This window comes from Enterobacter sp. BNK-22 (assembly GCF_048684805.1).
Taxonomy (GTDB): domain Bacteria; phylum Pseudomonadota; class Gammaproteobacteria; order Enterobacterales; family Enterobacteriaceae; genus Enterobacter; species Enterobacter quasiroggenkampii.
In genome coordinates this window covers 596,671-615,930 of record NZ_JBLQTT010000001.1, presented here as the reverse complement: position 1 = coordinate 615,930, position 19,260 = coordinate 596,671, and the positions used below count along the sequence as shown (strand labels likewise).

General features: G+C 55.4%; 21 protein-coding genes. 13 read left to right on the top strand and 8 right to left on the bottom strand.

What is annotated here, in order from left to right:
• Positions 1 to 4: 4 nt before the first annotated feature.
• The 6 genes from dcyD to ACMGGE_RS02755 form a co-directional block, all read right to left on the bottom strand.
• Positions 5 to 991, bottom strand: a complete 987-nt coding sequence (gene dcyD, locus ACMGGE_RS02780; protein ID WP_229226084.1) for a D-cysteine desulfhydrase — start codon at positions 989 to 991, stop codon at positions 5 to 7.
• Positions 992 to 1,097: 106 nt separating this feature from the next.
• On the bottom strand, positions 1,098 to 1,898 hold the full coding sequence (tcyJ, locus tag ACMGGE_RS02775; protein ID WP_045908169.1) for a cystine ABC transporter substrate-binding protein: 801 nt from the start codon (positions 1,896 to 1,898) through the stop codon (positions 1,098 to 1,100).
• A gap of 86 nt (positions 1,899 to 1,984) precedes the next feature.
• On the bottom strand, positions 1,985 to 2,536 hold the full coding sequence (gene fliZ / locus ACMGGE_RS02770) for a flagella biosynthesis regulatory protein FliZ (protein ID WP_008500339.1): 552 nt from the start codon (positions 2,534 to 2,536) through the stop codon (positions 1,985 to 1,987).
• Positions 2,537 to 2,590: 54 nt separating this feature from the next.
• Positions 2,591 to 3,310 carry an RNA polymerase sigma factor FliA gene (locus ACMGGE_RS02765; RefSeq protein ID WP_008500338.1) on the bottom strand — a complete coding sequence of 240 codons (720 nt, stop codon included), beginning with the start codon at positions 3,308 to 3,310 and terminating at the stop codon, positions 2,591 to 2,593.
• A 129-nt stretch (positions 3,311 to 3,439) separates the two neighbouring features.
• Positions 3,440 to 4,645 (bottom strand): flagellin lysine-N-methylase, encoded by a 1,206-nt coding sequence (fliB, locus tag ACMGGE_RS02760; RefSeq protein ID WP_248221818.1) that lies wholly within the window; start codon positions 4,643 to 4,645, stop codon positions 3,440 to 3,442.
• 62 nt (positions 4,646 to 4,707) lie between these two features.
• A complete protein-coding gene (locus tag ACMGGE_RS02755) occupies positions 4,708 to 5,532 on the bottom strand; it encodes a flagellin (protein WP_023312294.1) in 825 nt (274 codons plus the stop codon).
• Between the two features lie 401 nt (positions 5,533 to 5,933).
• Here ACMGGE_RS02755 and fliD point away from each other — a divergent pair, with 401 nt between their 5' ends.
• From fliD to amyA, 4 genes are read left to right on the top strand one after another with little or no spacing between them, the layout of a single operon-like run.
• Positions 5,934 to 7,358 (top strand): flagellar filament capping protein FliD, encoded by a 1,425-nt coding sequence (gene fliD, locus ACMGGE_RS02750; RefSeq protein WP_045908166.1) that lies wholly within the window; start codon positions 5,934 to 5,936, stop codon positions 7,356 to 7,358.
• A gap of 21 nt (positions 7,359 to 7,379) precedes the next feature.
• Complete coding sequence (gene fliS / locus ACMGGE_RS02745) at positions 7,380 to 7,784, top strand: flagellar export chaperone FliS (RefSeq protein ID WP_023312296.1); 405 nt, start codon at positions 7,380 to 7,382, stop codon at positions 7,782 to 7,784.
• 5 nt (positions 7,785 to 7,789) lie between these two features.
• Positions 7,790 to 8,164 carry a flagella biosynthesis regulatory protein FliT gene (gene fliT / locus ACMGGE_RS02740; RefSeq protein WP_045908165.1) on the top strand — a complete coding sequence of 125 codons (375 nt, stop codon included), beginning with the start codon at positions 7,790 to 7,792 and terminating at the stop codon, positions 8,162 to 8,164.
• A gap of 51 nt (positions 8,165 to 8,215) precedes the next feature.
• Positions 8,216 to 9,703 carry an alpha-amylase gene (gene amyA, locus ACMGGE_RS02735; protein ID WP_420294167.1) on the top strand — a complete coding sequence of 496 codons (1,488 nt, stop codon included), beginning with the start codon at positions 8,216 to 8,218 and terminating at the stop codon, positions 9,701 to 9,703.
• Between the two features lie 94 nt (positions 9,704 to 9,797).
• Here amyA and yedD read toward each other — a convergent pair whose 3' ends face one another.
• Both yedD and fliE read right to left on the bottom strand, forming a co-directional pair.
• Positions 9,798 to 10,211, bottom strand: coding sequence for a lipoprotein YedD (gene yedD, locus ACMGGE_RS02730; protein ID WP_032652553.1), 414 nt, complete (start codon positions 10,209 to 10,211; stop codon positions 9,798 to 9,800).
• Positions 10,212 to 10,285: 74 nt separating this feature from the next.
• On the bottom strand, positions 10,286 to 10,600 hold the full coding sequence (gene fliE / locus ACMGGE_RS02725; protein ID WP_008500329.1) for a flagellar hook-basal body complex protein FliE: 315 nt from the start codon (positions 10,598 to 10,600) through the stop codon (positions 10,286 to 10,288).
• A 228-nt stretch (positions 10,601 to 10,828) separates the two neighbouring features.
• Between fliE and fliF the strand changes: the two genes are divergently transcribed.
• The 9 genes from fliF (at position 10,829) to fliN (ending at position 19,259) form a co-directional block, all read left to right on the top strand.
• The gene (gene fliF, locus ACMGGE_RS02720; RefSeq protein ID WP_048029395.1) at positions 10,829 to 12,508 is read left to right on the top strand and encodes a flagellar basal-body MS-ring/collar protein FliF; all 1,680 of its coding nucleotides are present in this window, start codon (positions 10,829 to 10,831) and stop codon (positions 12,506 to 12,508) included.
• Positions 12,501 to 13,499: a flagellar motor switch protein FliG gene (fliG, locus tag ACMGGE_RS02715; protein WP_008500327.1), complete on the top strand. Its 999-nt coding sequence runs from the start codon at positions 12,501 to 12,503 to the stop codon at positions 13,497 to 13,499. The genes fliF and fliG overlap by 8 nt, the downstream gene beginning before the upstream one ends.
• Positions 13,492 to 14,199 (top strand): flagellar assembly protein FliH, encoded by a 708-nt coding sequence (gene fliH, locus ACMGGE_RS02710; RefSeq protein ID WP_045908162.1) that lies wholly within the window; start codon positions 13,492 to 13,494, stop codon positions 14,197 to 14,199. The genes fliG and fliH overlap by 8 nt, the downstream gene beginning before the upstream one ends.
• On the top strand, positions 14,199 to 15,569 hold the full coding sequence (fliI, locus tag ACMGGE_RS02705; RefSeq protein WP_045908161.1) for a flagellar protein export ATPase FliI: 1,371 nt from the start codon (positions 14,199 to 14,201) through the stop codon (positions 15,567 to 15,569). Before fliH ends, fliI begins: the two co-directional genes overlap by 1 nt.
• Positions 15,570 to 15,590: 21 nt before the next feature.
• Positions 15,591 to 16,034 carry a flagellar export protein FliJ gene (gene fliJ, locus ACMGGE_RS02700; RefSeq protein ID WP_021241386.1) on the top strand — a complete coding sequence of 148 codons (444 nt, stop codon included), beginning with the start codon at positions 15,591 to 15,593 and terminating at the stop codon, positions 16,032 to 16,034.
• A complete protein-coding gene (fliK, locus tag ACMGGE_RS02695) occupies positions 16,031 to 17,263 on the top strand; it encodes a flagellar hook length control protein FliK (protein ID WP_420293331.1) in 1,233 nt (410 codons plus the stop codon). The genes fliJ and fliK overlap by 4 nt, the downstream gene beginning before the upstream one ends.
• Before the next feature lie 106 nt (positions 17,264 to 17,369).
• A complete protein-coding gene (gene fliL / locus ACMGGE_RS02690) occupies positions 17,370 to 17,840 on the top strand; it encodes a flagellar basal body-associated protein FliL (RefSeq protein WP_021241388.1) in 471 nt (156 codons plus the stop codon).
• 4 nt (positions 17,841 to 17,844) lie between these two features.
• A complete protein-coding gene (gene fliM, locus ACMGGE_RS02685) occupies positions 17,845 to 18,849 on the top strand; it encodes a flagellar motor switch protein FliM (protein ID WP_008500320.1) in 1,005 nt (334 codons plus the stop codon).
• Entirely contained in the window at positions 18,846 to 19,259 is a 414-nt protein-coding gene (gene fliN / locus ACMGGE_RS02680; protein WP_008500318.1) for a flagellar motor switch protein FliN, read from the top strand. The genes fliM and fliN overlap by 4 nt, the downstream gene beginning before the upstream one ends.
• Position 19,260: the final 1 nt, after the last annotated feature.

The window sequence follows — 19,260 nt, the reverse complement described above, 5'->3', positions numbered from 1 at the left end:
ATTTTTAGACATGAGGATGGTAGGCAAACAGCGCAGGCGCTCCGCCGGTATGGACAAATAAAATCGGCCCTTCATCCTTAAAGCGTTTTTGCGCAATGCCGTCGATCAGTCCGGCCATCGCTTTGCCGGTATAGACCGGATCGAGCAGTATGCCCTCGAGGCGCGCCAGCAGTTTCACCGCTTCCATTCCCTCTTCGTTCGGCGTGCCGTAACCCGGCGCAAAATAGTCATCCCAGAGCAGAATATCGGCCTTTGCCTTCAGCTCCAGCTGCTCTGCGACCGCCTGCTGTAACGTAACCACTTTTGGCTTCTGATCCACGACGCTGCGGGACACCGTCACGCCAATCAGTTCGACGTCCGGCAGCAGTTGCTCCAGCCCCACCGCCAGCCCGGCATGGGTGCCCGCACTGCCGGACGCGACCACCACGGAGGAGAGACTTACCGCGCCCTCGCACTGCTGCGCGATCTCCAGCGCGCTTTCCACATATCCCAGCGCGCCCAGCGCATTCGACCCGCCGACGGGGATAACGTAGGGGCGGAACCCCTGCGCTTCCAGACGCGTCGCCAGCTCATCGAGCTGGGCGGTCGGATCGGTCAGCGCGTCAACCATCTCAACCTGCACGTTAAACAGATCCAGCAGCAGGCGGTTACCGTTGGTGAGATAGTTTTCAGCCCGCGTGCCAATCGGATTTTCCAGCAACGCCACGCAGTGGAGCCCAAGTTTCGCCGCTACGGCCGCCGTCTGGCGAACGTGGTTGGACTGGATGGCCCCGGCAGTAATGAGCGTATCCGCGCCTTCACGCAGGGCGTCCGCCGCCAGAAACTCCAGCTTGCGCAGCTTGTTGCCCCCCATCGCCATGGGCGTCACGTCATCACGCTTAATAAAAATATCGCGCCCTAAATAATCAGAAAATCGCGGCAGATACTCCAGCGGCGTCGGCGCGCCGATAAACTCCAGGCGAGGAAAGCGCGTTAAATTCTGTAGTGACATGGATGCTCCGGTAACTCTGACAAAATGTGATATTTTTCATTATGCACGCAGACGCGTAAGAAATAAAAAAGGCGCTTTTAAAAGCGCCTTTTTTTACGTCCGAAACTTATTTCGTGACGTCTGCCCCGAACCACTTCTCGGAAAGCGCTTTCAGGCTGCCGTCTTTTTGCATATCCGCAATCGCCGCATCAATCGCTTTCACCAGGTCTTCGTTACCTTTACGAACAGCCACACCGGATTCCTGACGAGAGAACGCATCACCCGCGACCGCCAGGGTGTTGTTGGTTTTCTTCACCAGATCCAGCGCCGCCAGGCGGTCAACCAGAATGGCGTCGATACGGCCCACGCGCAGATCCTGGTATTTCGTCGGGTCATCATCATAGGTACGGATATCTACGCCCTGCACGTTCTGGCGCAGCCACTCTTCGTAGTTGGTTCCCAGACCGACACCGACTTTCTTCCCTTTCAGGTCCGCGGCAGTTTTAATCCCACCTTCGTTGCCTTTCTTCACCAGCGCCTGAATACCGGATACGGTATATGGGGTGGAGAAGTCATACTTCTTCTTACGCTCGTCAGAAATGGTGACCTGGTTGATGACCACATCAATACGTTTCGAATCCAGCGACGCCAGCATACCGTCCCATTTGGTCGGTTTCAGGGACGCTTTCACGCCGAGGTGTTTCGCCAGCTCTTCAGCAAACTCCACTTCAAAACCGGTCAGCTTACCGTCATCGCCCTGGAAGCTGAACGGAGGATAGGTTCCTTCCAGCCCGACCAGCAGCGTACCGCGCTCTTTCACTTTATTCAGCAGGTTTTCTGCGGCGAACGTTTTCACGCTCATGCCTGCAACCAGCGCAACGGCCATAACACCCATCAGCGCCTGACGACCCAGAAGTGCAAATTTCATAAATACCCCGATATAGTGGAATTTTTACGTAGTGTAGAGAAATCGCCTGCAACGTCAAAGGCGACTGCGCTACATCTTATTCTTTTTTAATATATATCAGAAGTTGTTCCGGCGTGGGCTTTCTGCTTTATGGCACCCGGCATTTGTACCTTATATTGTGCATACTTGCGCAGCGCAATTCGGTAGTTGTTGGTGCTGGTCGCAGGCAGCCACGGCTCCAGGTTCTCGTCCAGATAACCGGTTTTCAGCAGATCGCGGGAAATGTTGTTCACGGTCAGATGTTGTCCGAGGCGACGCAGGCGAACCACATATTCGCGAACGGTGCCGTGGCTCATCTCCGTTTGTTCAAACAGGAATTGCTTGAAGCCGATAATGTCGAAGAAGTCGCTTTGCTCTTTGCAGTGGAGATCGCCACAGAAACGGCAAAGCGCCACCCACTCTTTTTGCTCTTCGAGCCATGCTGCTTCGTCCATCAACGTGTCGAGGCGCGAAATCGCGATCTTATTGACGATTTCGCCACGGCGAACCAGCGTGATACGATCGAGTAACTTGTTACAGTGGGCGCAATGCGTCTGGCTGTGTTTAAAGTCTTTCAGGTAGCGGCTTAAAGGCCGTCTTTTAGATTGCTGCACCGTCATGATAACTCCTGGTTGTCAATACGTTGTGCGGCATTTTTAAGGTGAATCAATCACCTATAACTTACCCAGCTTGGTTCGTAAGCGTTTAATGGCTTGGCTGTGCAGCTGGCTCACCCGCGACTCTCCCACCTCCAGAACAGCGCCAATCTCTTTGAGGTTAAGCTCTTCCTGGTAATAAAGGGTCAATACCAGCTGTTCGCGTTCAGGCAGAGCTTCAATAGCTTCCATGACGCGCTGGCGTAAATTCCCTTCCATTAAATGGTGTAACGGGTTTTCTTGCTGGTGCTCATCCGTCACCAGCTCGATGCTATCGCCATGCTCTTCTCGCCACTCGTCATAAGAGAAGAGTTGGCTATTATTGGTATCGAGCAACATCTGACGATACTCTTCAACAGCAATGCCAAGACGATCCGCCACTTCAGTTTCCGTTGCGTTGCGTCCCAGTTCCTGTTCCAGCTGCCCCATCGCATGCGCCACTTCGCGTGCGTTGCGGCGAACACTGCGCGGCACCCAGTCACGGCTGCGCAGCTCGTCCAGCATCGCACCACGAATACGCTGAACTGCGTAAGTCGTAAATGCCGTTCCTTGCAGAGCGTCGTATCGGTCAACTGCATTCAATAACCCGATACCGCCCGCCTGTAGCAGATCGTCGAGTTCCACGCTCGCCGGCAAGCGCACCTGGAGGCGCAATGCTTCGTGACGCACCAGCGGGACATAACGCTGCCACAGCGAGTGTTTATCCATTACACCTTCAGCGGTATAGAGTGAATTCACGATAAACAGCCCTGCGTTAGTTGAGTTATCGGCATGATTATCCGATTCTGCAGGGCGTTCAATTGGATGAAAAAGGGGGATAAAGTGAGGTTATTCTGAGGTTGCCCTCAACCGGGGCAACTTTTCTGCCTAAATTAACAGTTGCAACAATGAAAGATCGTCGCCCAGTTTGACGCTATCTATATGTTGATGAAAGAGCTTTCCCGCTTCCTGATTATGCTGGCTAAGGGAGTGGAAGCTGTAAATAACATCAATGATATTATCTTGTTCAATTTTCCCCGCCACGATAGCCTGACCAGCAAGTAACGTTTTCAGGAAATAGTACTCCGCAACGATTAAATAAAGATTATTCAACATGCTGCGACCGTTGCTCTGCGGGAAGCCCTGCTCCCAGAGTTTGTATTTAAAAAAGTTCTTAAATAAGTGGTCATTGGTCGCCAGGTAACTGCCCGCCACATCGCGCCAGACGGACTCGATGTTCTCCATGACCTTCTCTGCCGGTACGGCATCACCGACAGATTCGAACTGTTGATAAAGCTGGGCAAAATAGTGGTTTAACACCGCACCACCGCGGGCCGTCGCTTTCTTCGTAAAGTAACTCTGGATGAGCGAAATTAACGCGAACTTCAGGCTGTAGTTCTGATTAAATCCGCCCAACTCCGTCTTGATTTTACCGTTCACCAGTTCGTTAACCAGCGAGAAATAAACCGTTTCGAGCGTGCCGATATTTTCTTCCAGGTTTTCGAGTTTTTCAGCCACCATGAGGAACTTCACCACGGCGTAAACCTGTTCTTCAACGCTAACGTCCTCAACGCTGAATATATTCTGGCAGAAGAGATTGATGACTTTTGCCTTTAAATCAATCATCGGCGCAGTATTGACGTCCTGCTGGACAATGACCGATTCCATCATCGACATAGACTCCCGATCGTTCAACAGAAGTCGGGTGACTTCCGGACACGAGAGATTCAATGATTTTTCGATTTCATTTTTATAGACCCGGTTTGTCCGTGGAAACGACGAACAGGTTGGGCTTAAGGCCTGCGCGCCCATGGCGCTGTGAATAGAACAGAGTTTTTCCGTATCCATAAACGGACAGTTCTTACTTTCCGTATGGAAAATCACTTCGCCCCAGTTGCCATACTGTTTTTTGGTAACTTTTATCGCCGTTTTCGCCGTGTGACGAATGGCGGCATTTTTACTGTTCAGATAGCGATTAACGGAGGATTTATCAAATGCGATGGTCCAGCCCTGACAACAATGTTCACGGCATTCCCCACCGACACATGAAAAATCTGCGACCAGCTTTGGTTGAGTGACACTGATTTGTTTCACGGGCGGATTCTCAGATAGCAGAGATAAAAAAACCCCGCCGAAGCGGGGTTTCGTGCGTAAAATTAACGCAGCAGAGACAGAACAGTCTGTGGAACCTGGTTTGCCTGAGACAGAACAGAAGTACCAGCCTGCTGCAGGATCTGCGCGCGAGACATGTTGGAAACTTCAGTTGCGTAGTCAGCGTCCTGGATACGGGACTGAGCAGCAGACAGGTTGTTAGAGGTGTTGTTCAGGTTGTTGATTGCAGAAGTGAAGCGGTTCTGCACAGCACCCAGACCAGAACGTGCTTTATCAACGGTAGCGATAGCTTTGTCGATGGTGTTCAGGTCGGTAGCGGTCATTGCTTTCAGGTCGATTGCGTTCACGCCCAGAGTAGTAGAGTCAGCTTTCGCGCCGCTCAGATCCAGGTTGATGGTGTCGCCGTCGTTCACGCCAACCTGAATTTTAACTACGCCCGCAGTACCTGCAGTGCCGTCCAGCAGTTTGATGCCGTTGAAGTCAGTTTTGCCCGCAACACGGTCGATTTCAGCCAGACGAGCGGTAACTTCATCCTGCAGAGAAGCCAGGTCAGATGCGCTGTTGGTGCCGTTGCTTGCCTGAACAGCCAGTTCACGTACACGCTGCAGGTTGTTGTTGATTTCGTTCAGAGAACCTTCAGCAGTCTGCGCCATGGAGATACCGTCGTTGGCGTTACGTGCTGCCTGGGTCATCCCTTTGATCTGAGCGGTCATGCGGTTTGCAATCGCCTGGCCAGCAGCATCGTCTTTCGCGCTGTTAATACGCAGACCGGAAGACAGACGCTCGATAGCAGTGCCCAGAGAAGACTGAGATTTGTTCAGGTTGTTCTGAGTGGTCAGGGACAACAGGTTAGTATTGATAACTGCCATAATTTTCTTTCCTTCAAAAATTGGGTTTTAGGTCCGGTGCCTAACACTCACAGCGTCTCTCACCGTCAACAAGGTTATCGACGGGTCCCTAAAAGACTTTAGAATCAATTTTGAAAAAATTACAACCAACTGATTATTAACAGATTTATTTTTAAAAAATCAATTAAGGTCCGTCAACGCGTTATTATTTACGCTTTTTTAACGCGCAAAGAGATGACAAAAAAGGCACACACTTATTCGTGTTTTCAATGCGCGGATAATGATCCTAAAGTGCAATCCTTTCATTTACCCCGCCAGGACGTGCCTATTCTTTGGATTATTTTTTTCTCACCATCGTAAACTTTTACGTTAAGAGGCCGATAAGAGTCCTGAACTACTTTCGTATTTTAAGGAAAATATGCATGGCTACTATCAGTAACCTCGGGATAGGTTCTGCAGGACTCGGGGATTTATATAATCAGTTGGAAGCGGCAGAGAAAACCAAGCTGACGACGATTACTTCCCAGCAATCAACGTATAACGCACAGTTAAGCGCTTACGGCAAGCTGCAGAGCGCCATGACATCGCTGCAGACTGCCACCGCTGCACTGGGTAAAGCCACCACCTGGAACTCAACGTCCGTGAGCAGCACCAACACGGCCTTTACCGCCACGACGACAGCTGATGCGTCCGTGGGTTCCTTTGTGGTTAACGTCAACCAGGTTGCAAAAGCACAGGCGCTCACTACCGGCTCCTATGCAAACAACACGGATCTGCTCGGCGATACGACAGGTACAACGCGTAAAATCACCATCACCCAGCCGGGCACGAAGACACCGTTAGAGGTCACGCTGGCCGATGGCGATACGTCGCTGGCCGGGATCGCGAGCGCCATTAATAAAGCGAACGGCAACGTTACCGCCAGCGTCATTAAAGCGAAAGACGGTGATTACCGCCTGATGCTGTCATCAAAAACCACCGGTACCGATGGTGCGATGACCGTCAGCGTCACCGGCGACGCCAAGCTGCAAAGCGCCATTGGCTACGACTCAACCACTAAAACGGGCGCGCTGACGGTGAACACCGACGCGCAGAACGCCATCGTGGTGGTGAACAATATCTCTATCGAGCGCCAGTCGAATACCATTACCGATGCGCTGCCTGGCGTGACTTTCTCGGTGAAGGCCGAAAGCAAAGCCGATGAAACCCTTGAGGTTTCGCGCGCAACGGATGCAAACCAGAAGGCGATTACGGACTGGGTCACGGCGTACAACTCGCTGCAGTCCACCATTAACAGCCTGACGAAATATGTGCCAGTCGATGCAGGCTCCGGCAGCCAGTCTACCAGCAACGGCGCGCTGGTCGGTGATGCGAACGTGCGCGGAGTTCAGTCTCAGCTGCGCGGTCTGCTGACCGAAGTGCAGGCCGGCTCGGTTCAGATCATGGCCCAACTGGGGATTACCCAGGACCCGGTTAAAGGCTCAGACGGCACCGTCGGTAACCTGAAGGTCGATACCGACAAGCTGAAAAAAGCGCTGACCGACAACCCGAACGCCGTGCAGCAGTACTTTGTCGGTGACGGAAAGAAAACCGGTATGGCCACGCAGATGAACAACACGCTGACCGCCATGCTCAGCACCAGTACCGGTAGCGCCGGGGTGATCCAGAACGCGAAAGACGGGATCAACAAAACGCTGAAAACCCTGGGCGAACGCTATGATGCCATGGATGCCCAAATTGAAGCCACCATGGCGCGTTACAAAACCCAGTTCACCAGCCTGGACGTATTAGTCACCAAAATGACCAGTACAGCCAACTACCTGACCCAACAGTTCTCACAAAAATAGTCGTCGCATTGAGGAGTGGAAATGTATAAGACCTCTGGTGTTCAATCCTATCAGCAGATAGGAGTCGAAAGTGCAGTGATGAATGCCAGTCCACACCAGCTGATTGTCATGTTGTTCGACGGGGCGCATAGCGCCCTTGTTCGCGCGCGTTTGTTCATGGAAGCCGGACAAATTCGTGAGAAAGGCGAAGCGTTATCGAAAGCCATCAACATCATCGACAACGGTTTAAAAGCAGGACTGAACATGGAGGTTGAGAGCGAGTTGTCCGGTAACCTTGCCTCCTTGTACGAATATATGGTTCGACGTTTGTTACTGGCGAATGTCAGTAATGACGTAGACGCAATTGTTGAAGTCGAGGGTTTATTAAACAACATTGCGGATGCGTGGAAGCAAATCGGCCCCAATGCGTCCTCTATTTCAGGATAATTTTGATGAATAATCCCAGCGCAGCGCTTAGCCACTGGCAGGCGTTACATGCTCAGAGCATTGCTATGCTAAATCTCGCACATTCTGGTCAATGGGATGCGCTTATCGAGCAGGAAATGCATTACGTACAACTGGTGGAAAGGATTTCTCAAACGCCCATCATGTCATGCCCTCCGGCTCAGGTTGAGCAAGCGCGTGCGCTGCTGGAAATGATCCTTGAAAATGAGAATGCGCTTAAGGCGCTGCTGAAAGTCCGCATGGACGAACTGCGCAGTCTGATCGATCAAACCGGCAAACAGCAATCCATCACGTCTACCTATGGAAAGCTGTCAGGGAATATTCTTTATCCAGAAAGTTTTACCCGCGACACACAACTATGATTTCTTCATCCATACTCCAGAAGTCTGCCAATGGCTTCTGGAGCAAGGATGATGAAAAACCCCACCCTGTTACAATGTTTTCACTGGTACTACCCTGCTGGCGGTGAATTGTGGCGAGAGGTCACGGCGTTAGCACCCAATCTTAACGAAATCGGCATTAACATGATCTGGCTACCGCCCGCCTATAAAGGCGCGTCAGGCGGGTATTCTGTCGGTTATGACTCCTATGACCTGTTCGATCTGGGCGAGTTTGACCAGAAAGGGAGTATCGCCACCAAATACGGTGACAAAGCGCAACTTCTGGAGGCCATTGACGCCCTCAAGAGCAACGACATTGCCGTGCTGCTGGACGTGGTGGTCAACCACAAAATGGGCGCCGATGAAAAAGAGCCTGTGCGCGTTCAGCGCGTGAACGAGCAGGATCGCACGCAAATCGATGATGAGGTCATCGAGTGTGAAGCCTGGACCCGCTATACCTTCCCTGCCCGCGCCGGGCAATATTCCCAGTTCATCTGGGACTACAAATGCTTCAGCGGCGTCGACCACATTGAAAACCCCAATGAAGACGGCATCTTTAAAATCGTCAACGACTACACCGGCGAAGGCTGGAACGATCAGGTTGATGATGAGATGGGTAACTTCGACTATCTGATGGGCGAAAATATCGACTTTCGCAATCACGCCGTCACCGAGGAGATCAAATACTGGGCCCGCTGGGTCATGGAACAGACGGGCTGCGACGGTTTTCGTCTGGACGCCGTCAAGCATATTCCCGCCTGGTTCTACAAAGAGTGGATTGAGCACGTCCAGGAAGTCGCCGACCAGCCGCTGTTTATCGTGGCGGAATACTGGTCCCACGAGGTGGATAAGCTTCAGGCCTATATTGACCAGGTTGAAGGCAAAACCATGCTGTTTGATGCCCCCCTGCAGATGAAATTCCACGAGGCGTCACGTCAGGGTCGGGATTACGACATGAGCCAAATCTTCACCGGCACGCTGGTGGAAGCCGATCCGTTTCATGCGGTGACCCTCGTCGCGAACCATGACACCCAGCCTTTGCAGGCGCTGGAAGCCCCGGTCGAAGCATGGTTTAAACCGCTGGCGTATGCGCTGATCCTGCTGCGGGAAAATGGCGTGCCGAGCGTCTTTTATCCGGACCTCTTTGGTGCCAGCTATGACGATACGGGAGGAGACGGAGAGACGTACCATATTGACATGCCTGTGATTGAGCAACTCCACGAGCTGATCCTCGCGCGCCAGCGTTTTGCCCACGGCGTGCAGACGCTGTTTTTTGACCATCCTAACTGCATCGCCTTCAGCCGCAGCGGTACGGATGACGATCCCGGCTGCGTGGTGGTGATGTCGAACGGCGACGACGGCGAGAAGGTAATTTGCCTGGGGGAAAACTACGGCAACAAAACGTGGCGTGATTTTCTCGGCAATCGCGAAGAAACGGTCACCACGGCGGCAGATGGCGAAGGAACGTTTACCTGCAAAGGCGGAAGCGTCAGCGTGTGGGTGATTGAGGATGCGTTGTAGAAACAATGCCGGGTGGCGCTGACGCTTACCCGGCCTACGGGACGGTACTTTTGTAGGCCGGGTCAGGTGAAGCCGCCACCCGGCAAAAAAACGGCTACGGTAGTTTACTCGCCAGCGGATTCTTGCTCAGGTAATCGGCACACTCAACCGTTGGGCGATCGACCTTCTGCAGCTCCAGCCCGTCGTACTCAAGCGTCGAGCCATCGCGCTCCAGCGGATAGATATCCAGCTTACGCGTCACGTTGTAATAACTGTCTGAACGCAGCATGATTTTACCCGGCACGGCAATCACGCGCTGCCACTGACGGCAGTCCAGCGTATCGCCCTCTTCCGTCACCACCAGCGTGGCAATCGCATTCGGGCTGACCATGTTGCTCTGCGGCCCTTTCGACTGCCAGTATCCCGCCAGATGCGCCGGGACAGGATGCTTGATCACGTCGTTATAATTATCGACCTGAACGCACCCGGTCAGTGCCAGCAGCGCGCCAGCAATTGCTATTTTTTTCATCATCTTTCCTGCATTCGAAGAAAAAAATATTGTGGCATTAAAGCGCTGCGGCTGCCAGCGAAGATCGACAGGTCTTAGACCTGCATCCCCATCACTTCCTGATAGGCCGACACCAGCTTGTTACGCACCTGGATCCCCATCTGCAGAGAAACCGAGGCTTTTTGCAAATCGGTCATCACATCATTCAGCGCCACGCCCGGCTCGCCGAGAGTGAACTTCTCAGCCTGAGTGCGCGCTGCGGTCTGGGTATCACTGATACGGTCAAGAGCGGCATGCAGTTGCCCTGCAAAGCTGATGCTCGGCTGCTGATCTGCCACATTCTGGTTACGGGCCGTCATCGCCGTTGCCTGCAACTGACTGATTACCCCTTCAATGCCCTGTATAGCCATGACTCTCCCCTGGATGGTTTTTTACGCGGTCAAGACTAACAGCTTGTCAATAAGATAATGGCGGTAAATAGCATGAAAAAACCAGGTTATTTGACGCATAGAAAATCACGAATCATCAAATAATGGCAGGGCCATCAATATGGAACTTTTGTCGTGTTTGCCGACCCGGGAGTCAGTTTTGTTTCTCTACACGAATAACGTAAACCACCAGGATTTAAGAGGTGCGCAATGAGTGCAACAGCATCGACAGCGCCGCAGAATAAATCACTCGAGTGGATGAACCGCCTTCGCGCGAATCCTAAAATCCCGTTGATCGTGGCAGGCGCTGCCGCAATTGCGATCCTTGTAGCGATGGTCCTGTGGGCGAAAAGCCCTGATTACCGGACGCTCTACAGTAACCTTTCCGATCAGGATGGCGGCGCCATCGTCACCCAGCTGACCCAGATGAACATCCCTTATCGCTTTGCCGATAATGGCGGTGCGCTGGAGGTCCCGGCAGATAAGGTGCACGAACTGCGTCTGCGCCTGGCCCAGCAGGGGCTGCCGAAAGGCGGCGCGGTAGGCTTTGAGCTGCTGGATCAGGAAAAATTCGGTATCAGCCAGTTCAGCGAGCAGGTGAACTACCAGCGTGCGCTGGAAGGTGAACTGGCCCGCACCATTGAAACATTAGGCCCGGTGAAGAGCGCCCGCGTGCACCTGGCGATGCCTAAACCTTCCTTATTTGTCCGCGAACAGAAATCACCTTCGGCTTCCGTGACCGTGAACCTTGAGCCTGGCCGCGCGCTGGACGAAGGGCAAATCAGCGCGGTGACGCATCTCGTCTCCAGCGCCGTGGCCGGTCTGCCGCCGGGTAACGTGACGCTGGTTGACCAGAGCGGTCACCTGCTGACGCAATCCAATACCGCCGGTCGCGATCTGAATGACGCGCAGCTGAAATATGCCGCCGATGTCGAAAGCCGTCTCCAGCGTCGTATCGAAGCGATCCTCGGCCCGGTTGTGGGCAACAGCAACGTGCACGCGCAGGTCACAGCGCAGATCGACTTCTCGAATAAAGAACAAACCGAAGAGCAGTACAGCCCGAACGGCGATGCGGCTCAGGCGGTCATGCGTTCGCGTCAAATCAACTCCAGCGAGCAGGTTGGCGGTGCCTACCCGGGCGGCGTGCCGGGCGCGCTGTCTAACCAGCCTGCCCCGGCAAACGCGGCGCCGATCTCTACGCCGCCGGCCAATCAGCAGAACGGTCAGCAAAATAATCAGCAGACCACCTCTACGGCGAATAACAGCGGCCCACGAAACACCAGCCGTAACGAAACCACGAACTACGAAGTGGATAGAACGATTCGTCACACTAAACTGAACGTGGGCGATATTCAGCGTCTCTCTGTTGCGGTAGTGGTGAACTACAAAACGCTGGCGGATGGCAAACCGTTGCCGTTGACCGCCGAGCAGATGAAGCAGATTGAAAACCTGACCCGCGAAGCGATGGGTTACTCCGAGAAGCGCGGCGATACCCTCAACGTGGTGAACTCACCGTTCAACTCGGTTGAAGAGACCGGCGGTGAACTGCCGTTCTGGCAACAGCAGGCGTTTATCGACCAGCTGATGTCCGCAGGACGCTGGCTGCTGGTGCTGATTGTTGCGTGGCTGCTGTGGCGTAAGGGCGTTCGTCCACAGCTCCAGCGCCGTGCCGAAGCTGAAAAAGCGGCTCGCGAGCAGATGAATGCGCGTCAGGAAACGGAAGAAGCGGTTGAAGTTCGCCTCAGTAAAGATGAACAGATGCAGCAACGCCGTGCTAACCAGCGCATGGGTGCCGAGGTGATGAGCCAGCGCATTCGCGAAATGTCAGATAACGATCCGCGCGTCGTGGCGCTGGTCATCCGCCAGTGGATGGGTAACGAACATGAGTAATACGCTTACGGGCACCGATAAAAGCGTCATCCTGTTGATGACCATTGGCGAAGATCGCGCGGCAGAGGTGTTTAAACACCTCTCCCAGCGAGAGGTACAGATTCTCAGTGCGGCCATGGCCAACGTGCGTCAAATCTCCAATAAACAGCTGACCGAAGTGCTGTCGGAGTTTGAGCAGGAAGCCGAACAGTTTGCCGCGCTGAACGTCAACGCCAACGACTACCTGCGTTCCGTGCTGGTCAAGGCGCTGGGCGAAGAGCGTGCCGCCAGCCTGCTGGAAGATATTCTGGAAACGCGCGATACCGCCAGCGGTATCGAAACGCTCAACTTTATGGAACCGCAGAGTGCCGCCGACCTTATTCGCGACGAGCACCCGCAGATTATCGCCACCATCCTTGTCCACCTCAAACGTGGTCAGGCGGCCGATATTCTGGCGCTGTTCGAAGAGCGCCTGCGTCACGATGTGATGCTGCGTATCGCCACCTTCGGCGGCGTCCAGCCAGCCGCGTTGGCGGAGCTGACCGAGGTGCTGAACAACCTGCTCGACGGCCAGAACCTCAAGCGCAGCAAAATGGGCGGCGTGAGAACGGCGGCGGAAATCATCAACCTGATGAAAACGCAGCAGGAAGAGGCCGTCATTACGGCGGTTCGCGAATTCGACGGCGAGCTGGCACAGAAAATCATCGACGAGATGTTCCTGTTCGAAAACCTCGTCGAAGTGGACGACCGCAGCATCCAGCGCCTGCTCCAGGAAGTGGATTCCGAGTCGCTGCTTATCGCCCTCAAAGGCGCCGAGCAGCCGCTGCGCGAGAAGTTCCTGCGCAACATGTCTCAGCGTGCGGCCGATATCCTGCGCGACGACCTTGCCAACCGCGGCCCGGTTCGTCTGTCTCAGGTGGAAAACGAACAGAAAGCCATTCTGCTTATTGTTCGTCGTCTGGCGGAAACCGGCGAGATGGTGATTGGCAGCGGAGACGACACCTATGTCTAATGAGCTGCCGTGGAAGCGTTGGACGCCGGACGATTTGGCCCCTCCCCTCTCCGAGTTCACGCCAGCCGTGATCCCGACCGAGGAGCTTGACCCGGACGTCGAACAGCCTGAGCTAAGCGAAGAAGAGCAGCAAGCACAGATGCTGGCTCAGCTGCAAATGCAGGCGCACGAGCAGGGCTACAATGCCGGTCTGAACGAAGGCCGGCAGAAAGGCCACGAGCTGGGGTATCAGGAAGGCCTGTCAAAAGGGTTAGAGCACGGTATCGATCAGGCGCGCCAGCAGCAGGCGCCGATCCATGCCCGCATGCAGCAGCTGGTCAGCGAGTTTCAGCACACGCTGGACGCGCTGGACAGCGTGATTGCCTCGCGACTGATGCAGATGGCGCTGGAAGCCGCGCGTCAGGTGATCGGCCAGACGCCCGTCGTGGATAACACGGCGCTGATCAAACAAATTCAGGGCCTGCTGCAGCAGGAGCCGCTGTTCAGCGGTAAGCCGCAGCTGCGCGTCCATCCGGACGACCTGCAGCGCGTGGAAGAGAGCCTGGGCGCGACGCTAAACCTGCACGGCTGGCGTCTGCGCGGCGATCCGTCGTTACATCACGGCGGCTGCAAAGTCTCAGCCGATGAAGGCGATCTGGATGCCAGCGTCGCCACCCGCTGGCAGGAACTGTGCCGCCTGGCGGCACCGGGAGTCGTCTGATGACCGCACGCCTCACCCGCTGGCTCACCACGCTCGACAATTTTGAGACGAAGATGGCGCAACTGCCCTCTGTTCGTCGTTATGGGCGACTGACGCGTGCCACCGGTCTGGTACTGGAGGCCACCGGTCTGCAGCTGCCGCTGGGCGCGACCTGCGTGATCGAGCGTCAGGACGGTCTGGAAACGCGTGAAGTGGAAAGCGAAGTGGTCGGGTTCAACGGCCAGCGCCTGTTCCTGATGCCGCTTGAAGAGGTGGAAGGCATTCTGCCCGGCGCGCGCGTGTATGCCAAAAACACGTCTGGCGATGGGCTGCAAAGTGGGAAACAGCTGCCGCTTGGTCCTGCCCTGCTGGGGCGCGTGCTGGACGGCAGCGGGAAGCCGCTCGACGGGCTGCCCTCGCCGGACACCACTGAAACCGGCGCATTAATCACCCAGCCGTTTAACCCCCTGCAGCGAACCCCTATCGAGCATGTGCTCGATACCGGCGTACGCCCAATTAACGCCCTGCTGACCGTGGGACGCGGACAACGTATGGGCCTGTTCGCCGGGTCAGGCGTAGGTAAATCCGTTCTGCTCGGCATGATGGCGCGCTATACCCAGGCGGACGTTATCGTTGTGGGCCTGATCGGCGAACGTGGTCGCGAAGTTAAAGATTTCATTGAAAACATTCTGGGTGCGGAAGGCCGTGCCCGCTCGGTGGTCATTGCCGCACCGGCGGACGTGTCGCCGTTACTGCGTATGCAGGGGGCAGCGTATGCCACCCGCATCGCCGAAGATTTTCGTGACCGTGGCAAGCACGTGCTGCTGATCATGGATTCGCTGACCCGCTACGCGATGGCGCAGCGTGAAATCGCGCTGGCTATTGGTGAGCCACCGGCGACCAAAGGCTACCCGCCTTCGGTCTTCGCCAAACTCCCTGCTCTGGTGGAACGTGCGGGGAACGGCATCAGCGGCGGCGGCTCCATCACCGCGTTCTATACGGTGCTGACCGAAGGCGATGACCAGCAGGATCCGATTGCCGACTCCGCGCGCGCGATCCTTGACGGCCATATTGTGCTGTCGCGTCGTCTTGCCGAAGCCGGACACTATCCGGCAATTGATATTGAAGCCTCTATCAGCCGCGCAATGACGGCGCTGATAACCGAGAAGCACTACGCCCGCGTGCGTAACTTTAAACAACTCCTCTCCAGCTTCCAGCGCAACCGCGATCTGGTCAGCGTGGGGGCGTATGCCAAAGGCAGCGACCCGATGCTCGACAAAGCGATTACCCTGTGGCCGCAGCTGGAGGCATTTTTACAACAAGGCATTTTTGAACGTGCCAACTGGGAAGATTCAATTCAGGCACTGGAGCTGATTTTCCCGCAGGTGTAACACAGGTGGAGGGCGAAGGTCATGGCGCAAAACAGCGCGTTATCAACGCTGAAAGATCTGGCTGAAAAAGAAGTTGATGATGCCGCATTGCAGCTTGGCGCAATGCGACGCGGGTGCCAGCAGGCTGAAGAACAGTTGAAGATGTTAATCGACTATCAGCATGAATATCGCACCAACCTCAATACCGATATGACACAGGGCATTGGAAGCCAGCGCTGGATTAACTATCAGCAGTTTATCCAGACGCTGGAGAAGGCGATAGATCAGCATCGCCAGCAGCTTCACCAGTGGACCCAGAAAGTCGATACCGCGCTGAATTTCTGGCGCGAGAAGAAGCAGCGACTGCAGGCCTGGCAGACCTTACAGGACCGACAGATTGCGGCAACGACCCTGGCGGAAAACCGTCTGGATCAGAAAAAAATGGATGAGTTTGCCCAGCGCGCATCAATGAGGAAACCGGAATGATCACACTGCAACAACTGCTGATGAGCGACAGCGACCTGTCAGGCGGTACGCAGACGGGGAAAGGCACCGACGGTGCACAGGACTTTCTCGCGCTGCTCGCGGGCGCCCTGTCGGACGCGACGGGCAAGGGCAAAGATGCGCCACTGACCCTGGCTGACCTGAAAGCCGCCGGCAGCAAGCTGTCCCACGTTGCTCAGGACGCCAAAGGGGATACCACCCTGCAGGCCAAAATTGCCGACCTGCTCTCGCGCCAAACCGCGCTGAATGGCGATGAAACGGCGCCCGTCACCTCGCTTGATACGCTGGTTTCCGGACTGGTGCCGCTGTCTAAAGGTGACGCACTGAAGACGATCAATGCCGCGAACAGCAAAGATGACGGTAAAAGCGAGCTGAGCGAAGAGGAGCTGGCCGGATTGAGCGCCCTGATGGCGATGCTGCCGCACCAGCAAACTACCGCCTCTCGCGTAGCTGGCAGTGACGGCGTTTCCGCCACCGCACCGCTGAGTACAGCAGCGCTTGCGCAAAACGGCGCGGGCCAACCGTCCCTGAACGCGCTTCCGGGAAGCCATGATAAAGCGCAGAGTGCTGCGCCTTATCAGAGCCAGGCGAAAAACAGCGACCCGGCCCTGTCGAGCAACGCGCCGGCCACGCCGGTCGTGGCCGCAACCGCAGAGAAGCAGGAGCTCGCCAGCGCCTCCTCCTCATCATCGCCGACGGCTACCCTGGCACCGATTATGTCCAGCCATGCAACCAGTCAGACGGCCGCCACCGTTGCTCCCGCGCCGGTATTAAGCCAGCCTCTGGGCACGCATGAATGGCAGCAGTCCCTGAGCCAGCACATCACCCTGTTCACCAAACAGGGCCAGCAGACGGCCGAGCTGCGTCTGCACCCGGAAGATCTGGGTCAGGTGCAAATTTCGCTTAAGCTGGATGATAACCAGGCGCAGTTGCAGATGGTCTCTGCGCACAGCCATGTCCGCGCGGCGCTGGAAGCCGCGCTGCCGGTACTGCGAACCTCGCTGGCAGAAAACGGCATTCAGCTTGCGCAGAGCAGCGTCAGCAGCGAGAGCTTTGCCGGGCAGCAGCAGTCCTCATCCCAGCAGCAGCACCAGGCTTCGCGTTCCGGCAACACCGGCGGTTTTAATGAAGAGAGCGATGAACTACTGCCCGTTCCTGCCGCCCTGCAATCCGCCGCGCGCGGTAACAGTGCCGTAGACATCTTCGCCTAAACGCCAGAGGTAGCGTGATTATCCCCGTCTTTTCCACGCTTTGACGACAGCAGGACACGGGATAATCACCTTATTAAGCTGTACCGAAACAGGAAGCTCGTATCAGATGACTGACTCCGCTATCACCAAAAAAAGTAAGCGTTCCATCTGGATCCCGCTGCTGGTGTTGATCACGCTCGCCGCCTGCGCTACCGCGGGCTATAGTTACTGGCGTATGCAGCAGGAACCTTCGACCGCTGCGGCCAAAGCCGAACCTGCACCGCCACCGGCGCCGGTATTTTTCCCTCTGGACACCTTCACCGTGAATCTCGGTGACGCGGATCGTGTGCTGTACGTCGGTATTACGCTGCGCCTGAAGGATGAAGCCACGCGCGCGCGTCTGAATGATTATCTTCCGGAGGTGCGTAGCCGCCTTCTGCTGCTGTTCTCTCGTCAGGACGCTTCGGCGCTGGCCACCGATGTGGGTAAGCAAAAGCTGGTCGACGCCATTAAACAAACGCTGGCGACCCCGCTGGTAAACGGCCAACCTAAGCAGGAAGTCACTGACGTTCTGTATACAGCCTTCATTCTGCGGTAACGACATGGGCGACAGTATTCTTTCTCAGGCAGAAATCGATGCGCTGCTCAACGGCGACAGCGATAAAAGTGATGATCCGCAACCGGGTATCGGCGGCGATAGCGATATTCGTCCCTATGACCCGAATACCCAGCGTCGCGTGGTACGTGAACGTCTGCAGGCGCTGGAGATCATTAACGAACGTTTTGCACGTCAGTTCCGTATGGGGCTGTTTAACCTGCTGCGTCGTAGCCCGGATATCACGGTCGGTGCGATCCGCATTCAGCCGTATCATGAGTTTGCCCGCAACCTGCCGGTGCCAACCAACCTTAACCTGATTCATCTGAAGCCGCTGCGCGGCACCGGTCTGGTGGTGTTTTCCCCAAGCCTGGTGTTCATTGCGGTGGATAACCTGTTCGGCGGCGACGGGCGTTTCCCGACCAAAGTAGAAGGTCGAGAATTCACCCACACCGAACAGCGCGTCATTAACCGCATGCTGAAGCTGGCGCTGGAGTCTTACAGCGACGCGTGGAAAGCGATTAACCCTCTGGAAGTGGAGTACGTCCGTTCTGAGATGCAGGTGAAATTTACCAATATCACCACCTCCCCGAACGATATCGTCGTTAACACCCCGTTCCACGTGGAGATCGGTAACCTGACCGGCGAGTTCAACATCTGCCTGCCGTTCAGCATGATCGAACCGCTGCGCGAGCTGCTGGTTAACCCGCCGCTGGAGAACTCCCGCAACGAAGACCAGAACTGGCGTGAAAACCTGGTCCGCCAGGTCCAGCATTCGCAGCTTGAGCTGGTGGCGAGCTTCGCCGATATCCCGCTGCGGTTATCTCAGATCCTGAAATTACAACCCGGTGATGTTTTGCCGATAGAAAAACCCGACCGCATTATTGCCCATGTGGATGGTGTCCCCGTGCTGACAAGCCAGTACGGCACGATTAACGGTCAGTATGCGTTACGCGTTGAGCACTTGATCAACCCGATTTTGAATTCGCTGAATGAGGAACAGCCCAAATGAGTGACATGAACAATCCGTCCGATGAAAACAGCGGAGCACTGGACGATCTGTGGGCTGACGCGTTAAACGAGCAAAAAGCGACCCCGGCCAAAAGCGCAGCGGATGCCGTATTCCAGCAGCTAGGCGGCGGTGATGTCAGCGGCACGCTGCAGGACATCGACCTGATTATGGATATCCCGGTTAAGCTGACCGTTGAACTGGGACGCACCCGTATGACCATTAAAGAGCTGCTGCGCCTGACGCAGGGTTCCGTGGTGGCCCTTGACGGCCTGGCCGGCGAGCCGCTGGATATTCTGATCAACGGCTATCTGATTGCTCAGGGTGAAGTGGTGGTGGTAGCCGATAAATACGGCGTACGTATCACCGACATCATTACCCCGTCTGAACGTATGCGTCGTCTGAGCCGTTAAG